The sequence below is a fragment of the Ramlibacter aquaticus genome (genome assembly GCF_015159745.1).
In the GTDB taxonomy this organism is placed as follows: domain Bacteria; phylum Pseudomonadota; class Gammaproteobacteria; order Burkholderiales; family Burkholderiaceae_C; genus Ramlibacter; species Ramlibacter aquaticus.
Window position 1 is genome coordinate 1 of the sequence record NZ_JADDOJ010000129.1, and the last position, 6,451, is coordinate 6,451.

The following is a 6,451-nucleotide window of genomic DNA, read 5'->3' on the forward strand; positions in this document are numbered from 1 at the left end:
GCAGCAGGTGCTGGCCGGCTACGGCTACGCCATGAACCGCACGCTGGTGAACGAGGACGAGCCGGCCCACATGGCGCGCCGCCGCCTTCACCCCCTTCGGCGAGGCCTACCAGCAGGACCCGCCGGGCTACCTGAAGTGGGCCCGCGAGGAGGAGCCGGTGTTCTGGAGCCCCGAGCTGGGCTACTGGGTGGTGACGCGCTACGCCGACATCAAGGCCATCTTCCGCGACCACGCCAACTTCAGCCCCGCCAACGCGCTGGAGAAGATCACCCCGCCCAGCGCGGCGGTGCAGCAGGTGCTGGCCGGCTACGGCTACGCCATGAACCGCACGCTGGTGAACGAGGACGAGCCGGCCCACATGGCGCGCCGCCGCCTGCTGCTGGAGCCCTTCACGCCCGAGGCGCTCAAGGTCCACGAGCCCCTGGTGCGCCGCCTGGCGCGCGAGTACGTGTCCCGCTTCATCGACGCCGGGCAGGCCGACCTGGTGGACCAGATGCTGTGGGAGGTGCCGCTCACCATCGCGCTGCACTTCCTGGGCGTGGACGAGGAGGACATGCCCCTGCTGCGCCAGTACTCCATCGCCCACACCGTCAACACCTGGGGCCGGCCGGACGAGGCCGAGCAGCTCAAGGTCGCGCACGCGGTCGGCAATTTCTGGCAGCTGGCGGGCCGCATCCTGGAGAAGATGCGGCGCGACCCCAGCGGCCCCGGCTGGATGAAGTTCGGAATCCGCCTGCAGGCCGAGCACCCCGAGGTGGTCACCGACTCGTACCTGCACTCCATGATGATGGCCGGCATCGTGGCCGCGCACGAGACCACCGCCAACGCGACCGCGAACGCGCTGCGCCTGCTGCTCTCGCACCCCACGGCCTGGGCCGAACTGTGCCGCGACCCCGGGCTGATCCCCAACGCGGTGGAGGAGTGCCTGCGCTTTTCCGGTTCCATCGTCGCCTGGCGCCGGGTGGCGCTGAACGAGGTGCGCGTGGGCGGCATCACCATGCCCGCGGGCGCCCGGTTCATGATGGTGATGACCTCGGGCAACCACGACGAGGCGAAATTCGCCGAGGCCGACCTGCTGGACATCCACCGCGACAACGCCGGCGAGCACCTCTCCTTCGGCTACGGTGCGCACCAGTGCATGGGCAAGAACCTGGCGCGCATGGAGCTGCAGATCTTCCTGGAAGAACTGACGCGCCGGCTGCCCCACCTGCGCCTGGCGCCGCAGGCCTTCAGCTACCTGCCGAACATGGCATTCCGCGGGCCCGAGCACCTGCATGTGGAGTGGGACCCGGCCCGGAATCCCGAGCGGCGCGACCCCACGCTGCTGGCGCGCGGCCGGCCGGTGCGCATAGGCGCGGCGCGCGAGTCCAGGCCCGCGCATGCGCTGCGCGTGGACCGCATGCGGCCACTGACGCCGGGCATCGTGGAGCTGCGGCTGGTGCCCGAGCCCGGCGTGACGCTGCCGCGCTGGGCCCCCGGGGCGCACCTGGACATCGAATGCGGCAGCCCCGGGCGCCTGCGCCAGTTCTCGCTGGTCGGCGATGCCGCGCAGCGCGACGCGTTCACCATCGCCGTGCTGCGCGAGCCTGCGGGCCGGGGCGGTTCGGACTGGATCCACGCGCAATTGCGCCCGGGCAGCGTGGTGCAGGCCCGGGGGCCGCGCAACCACTTCCGCTTCGACGAGACGCAGCGCCGCGCGCTGTTCATCGCCGGCGGCATCGGCATCACCCCGCTCACGGCCATGGCGCTGCGGGCGAAGCAGCTGGGCATGGACTACGCGCTGCACTACAGCGGCGCCAGCCGCGCCGGCATGGCCTATGTGGAGGCGCTGGCCGGGCTGCACGGCGAGCGGCTGCACCTGCACGTCAAGGACGAGGGCGGCCGCGCCGACCTCGCCGCCCTGCTGCGCACGCCGCGGCCGGACTGCACCGTGTACGCCTGCGGTCCGCAGCGCATGCTGGACGCGCTGCCCGGGGCGATGGCCGCCTGGCCCGAAGGCGCCCTGCGCGTGGAGCACTTCCATGCGGCGCCGGGCCGGCTGGACCCGGAGAAGGAGCAGGCCTTCGAGGTGGAGTTGCGCGATTCGGGCGCCGTGCTCACCGTGCCGCGCGACCGCAGCCTGCTGCAGGCGCTGCGGGCCCTGAACATCGACGTGCAGAGCGACTGCGGCGAGGGCCTGTGCGGCTCCTGCGAGGTGCAGGTGATCGCCGGCGAGGTGGACCACCGCGACGTGGTGCTTACGGCCGCGGAGCGGCGCGAGAACCGCAAGATGATGGCCTGCTGCTCACGGGCGAAAGCGGGCGGCAGGCTGGTGCTGGCCCTCTGAATCCAGCCCGCCAGGTCACACTTACCGCTTAAATGTGACGAAAATCACGGAAATATGTTTAAGAAAATTTCTTAACAGTCACACCGAAACGTAACATCTTGTCGCAATTACCTCCGAAGGAGATGCGGCGATGTTCATGAATTTCCGGCAATCGATTCTTGCCCCGGCGCTCGCGATGGCAGCGCTGGGCTTCCTGCCCGCGGCGCACGCCAACCTGACCGGCTCGGTGTCCGCGGTGACGGCATCGCCCACCTGCGGCCAGCCCAGCGGCAACACCTTCGACGCCATCACCGATGTGTATGTCCGCAACGGCCCGACGGTCGGCGGGGGCAACCCCCTGCCGAGCGGCAACTACTACATCCAGGTCACCGCCCCGTCCGGGGGGACCGTTCTTTCGGCGACGGCGCCCATGGTGATCAGCGGCGCCAACATCAACGGGGCCGCCTGCGTGCAGTTGACGGGCCTGGTGGGCGCGATCACCCCCACACCCAACAACGGGGGGGAGTACGTGATCGCCGTCAGCATGGACAACACGTTCCCCTCCAATGCCACCCGGTCGACCAACTTCAAGGTGAGGACCACGACGCCCGTCACGCCCACGGCGTCGGTCGCGGTCTACAAGTTCTATGACGCCAACGTGGACGGCTACGCCGAGACGACCGAGAGCCTGATCGCGGGCTGGAAGGTGCAGGTCGACGATCTGCAGCCGGTGCTGACCGACGGCCAGTCCCCGACCTCCATCGTCTACACCGGGCTGGACCTGGCGTCCCACCTGGTGGCCGAGTACGAGCCGGTGGGCAACTCCGTGCTCAACCCCTACGCCTGGGTGGCCACGAATGCGTATGACGCGGCCGCCTCCAGCTTCGTCTTCAACGGACCCAGCGGCGGCGGCAGCGGCGTGCTGAACCGCATCAGCGTGGACCCCACGGCCACGGTTCCCGACCGGGTGGTGCTCTTCGGCAACGTCTGCATCGGCCCGGCCGTGGGTGGCCGCACGCTGGGCTACTGGAGCAACAAGAACGGGCAGGCCGACATGGCGCTGCTGGGCGGGACCAAGCAACTCCCCCAGCTCAACGCATTGACGGCGTTGTCGGGACTGAACCTGGTGAACCCCGACGGCAGCTTTGCCGGAAACTTCAACGGCGATTACAAGACCTTCCGCAACTGGCTGCTGAACGGCAACGCGGTCAACATGGCCTACATGCTGTCGGTCCAGCTGTCCGCGCTGAAGCTGAGCGTGCTGACCGGGAAGCTCAGCGAAGGCACCATGGTGTATGCACCTGGAAGCGATCTGCCGGGACTGGCCAACCCCGCCGGTTTCATCTCGATTGGCGCTCTCATCAATTTCGCGGTGAGCCAGTTGTCGTCCACTCAGATAACGACCGCTGGCATCCCCGCCCGCGTCCAGCAGGAGATGCTCAAGAACGCGATCGACAACATCAACAACAACCGCGCGTCGGTGGCCCAGCCCGACGGCAGCCACTGCCCGGCGCTGGCCTTCTGATCGCGCGCCACTGACCGACAAGCCCGGGCCGCGGCCCGGGCTTTTTTCTTTCTAGGGCCCGGCCGGCCAGTTCCGGACGGCGCCCGTCGCCCCATCCGGCTGCGGCAAGTCCACCGCACTGCGGTGCCGGCGCACGCGCTCCGACACGCGCTGGCGCAGCCGCAGGCGCGCCGCATCGGTCAGCATGCGGCCGGCCCAGCGGAAGACGTTGTTCTCGCGCACCGTGCTGCGCAGGTTGGCCATGCGCTCACGCTGCTCTGCGCCCGGCATGTCCAGGCCGACCATCACCGCGTCCGCGACCTCCTCCACGTCGTAGGGGTTCACGATCAGGGCCTCGGGCATCTCGCGCGCCGCCCCGGCGAAGCGGCTGAGCACCAGCACCCCGCGCAGGTCGTCGCGCGCGGCGACGAACTCCTTGCAGACCAGGTTCATGCCGTCGTGCAGGCTGGTGACCATGCACACGTCGGCGGCGCGGTACAGGCGCATGACGGCCTCGTGCCCGTGGTGCGTGGCCAGCAGGCGCACCACCGCACCCTCGGCGCGGGGGAAGCGCTGGTTGATGCGCTCGGCCGTCTCCTCGATGCGCCGGCGGAAGGCCCGGTACTCGTCCAGCGCGGCGCGCGTGGGCGCCGCCACCTGCACGAAGGTGAAGCGGTCGCGCACGGCGGGGTATTTCTCCATCAGCCGCTCGATCGCGTTCAGGCGCTCCAGGATGCCCTTGGTGTAGTCGAAGCGGTCCACGCCCACCACCAGCTGGTGGCCCTGGGGGATGCCCAGGCGGGCGCAGGTCTCGGCCCGGCACTGCGAGGGCGAGGGCCAGGTGCGCGTCTCCTCCGGCGTGGGCCACTCGATGGAGATCGGGTAGCTCTCCACCAGCGTCGGCCGGCCGCCGTAGGTCACGGTGCTGTGCTCGTGCTCGATGCGCGCCTCCAGGTGCCGGTCCACCGTCTCGATGAAGTTCTTGCCGTGGAAGCGGGTGTGGAAGCCCACGATGGTGCTGCCCAGCATGCCCTCCAGGATCTGGTCGCGCCAGGGGCAGATGCCGAAGGATTCGGGGTTGGGCCAGGGGATGTGCCAGAACATCAGGATGGTGGCGCGCGGCAGGCGCTTGCGCACCATGGCCGGCAGCAGGGCGAAGTGGTAGTCCTGCACCAGCACCACCGGGTCCTCGCTGCGCGCCTCGGCCACCACGGCGTCGGCGAACAGCTGGTTCACCTCCACGTAGCGCTCCCAGTCCGTCGCGCGGAAGACGGGCCGCACGTGCGCCACGTGGCACAGCGGCCACAGCCCCTCGTTCGCGAAGCCGTAGTAATAGCCCTGCTCCTGCTCGGGCGTGAGCCAGATGCGGCGCAGCTGGTAGTCGCCCTGGCCCGGCGGCAGGCCGACGCGGTCGTGCCTGTCCACCACCTGGCGGTCGGCCGAGCCGCTGCCGTGCGCAATCCAGGTGCCCGAGCAGGCCCGCATGATGGGCTCCACCGCGGTCACCAGCCCGCTGGCCGGGCGGTCCACCACGACCTGGGCGTCCCGCATCTCATGGATGTAGGGCTCGCGGTTGGAGACCACGATCACCTGGTCGCCGCGCAGCTGGGTCTGCAGCAGCGAGCGCAGGCGCTCCGGGCTCCACTCCAGCTCGGCGCCCTGCGCGCGCCGGTAGTCGTCCTGCAGGTCGCGCATGCGCTCGCGCAGTTCGGCCGCCAGCGGCTCCAGCTCGGGCGCGGGCGGCGCGAGCGGGCGCACCAGCCCTTCCCCGCGCAGCAACGCCCGCGTGCCCGAGACCCAGCCGCGCCAGCTCAGCTGGGCCACGATCACGGTCACCAGCGCGATCACCGCGCCCAGCCCGCCGATGAGGGCGATCAGGTACTGGCGGGTGTCCTTGGAGCGGCGCTCGATGAAGCTCAGGTCGTGCATCAGCACCAGGCTGCCGACCGGGCCGGTCTCGGCCGTGATGGGGTGCACGCTCACGTGCACCGCGCCGCTCTCCAGCTGCAGCTCAGGGTCGCGCGCGGCCGCGAGCGCCTTGGCCTTCTCGCAGTCCATGTCCTTGGGGAAGAGCTTGGTGCCGTGCTGCAGCACGCCCTCGGGCGTGCACCAGGCGATGGCGACCAGGCGCTCGTCCTGCACCGCCCGGTCGAACAGGGCCTGCAGCTTGCGGCCCTTGTGCTCCTGCATGGCCTCGGCCACGGAATCGGACAGGGTGTTGGCGACCAGCGCGCCGCGCATGTCCAGGTCGCGCGCGAACCAGCGCAGGGTGAGCCGGTCCATCAGCGGGACCGACAGGTAGGCCGTGGCGCAGAGCACGAGCGCCAGGGGAAGGAGGAAGCGCAGCTGCAGTCGGAACGTCTTCATGCCGGCACGAGCCCGTCAAATAAAACATTTTCACAAATGTATATGGCTCAGTGTGGGCGGTGTTTCCAGGCGTAATGGCTGGGCTGGAACTCCGAAGGTGCGCAGGCAGAGGCCGGCACGGCCCCATGAAAAAAGGCCCCGCAGGGCCTTTCGATCGAGGACGCCGGACGGGGCCGGCGGCGCTTCACTGGGCGGCGCTGGAGGCGCGCTTGGCGGCCTTGGCCTTGCGGTGGTGGTGGCGCGCCTTGTGGTGATGCTTCGCCTTGGTGGATGC

At 69.9% G+C, this 6,451-nt stretch carries 3 protein-coding genes; 2 read left to right on the forward strand and 1 reads right to left on the reverse strand.

Features of this window, described 5'->3' with window-relative positions; genetic code table 11:
• Positions 1-131: 131 nt before the first annotated feature.
• Both IM725_RS19355 and IM725_RS19360 read left to right on the forward strand, forming a co-directional pair.
• Entirely contained in the window at positions 132-2,327 is a 2,196-nt protein-coding gene (locus IM725_RS19355) for a cytochrome P450/oxidoreductase (RefSeq protein ID WP_193782281.1), read from the forward strand.
• A 136-nt stretch (positions 2,328-2,463) separates the two neighbouring features.
• Complete coding sequence (locus tag IM725_RS19360) at positions 2,464-3,831, forward strand: hypothetical protein (protein WP_193782279.1); 1,368 nt, start codon at positions 2,464-2,466, stop codon at positions 3,829-3,831.
• Positions 3,832-3,882: 51 nt separating this feature from the next.
• Here IM725_RS19360 and IM725_RS19365 read toward each other — a convergent pair whose 3' ends face one another.
• Positions 3,883-6,177, reverse strand: coding sequence for an alpha,alpha-trehalose-phosphate synthase (UDP-forming) (locus IM725_RS19365; RefSeq protein WP_193782280.1), 2,295 nt, complete (start codon positions 6,175-6,177; stop codon positions 3,883-3,885).
• Between the last annotated feature and the right edge of the window lie 274 nt (positions 6,178-6,451).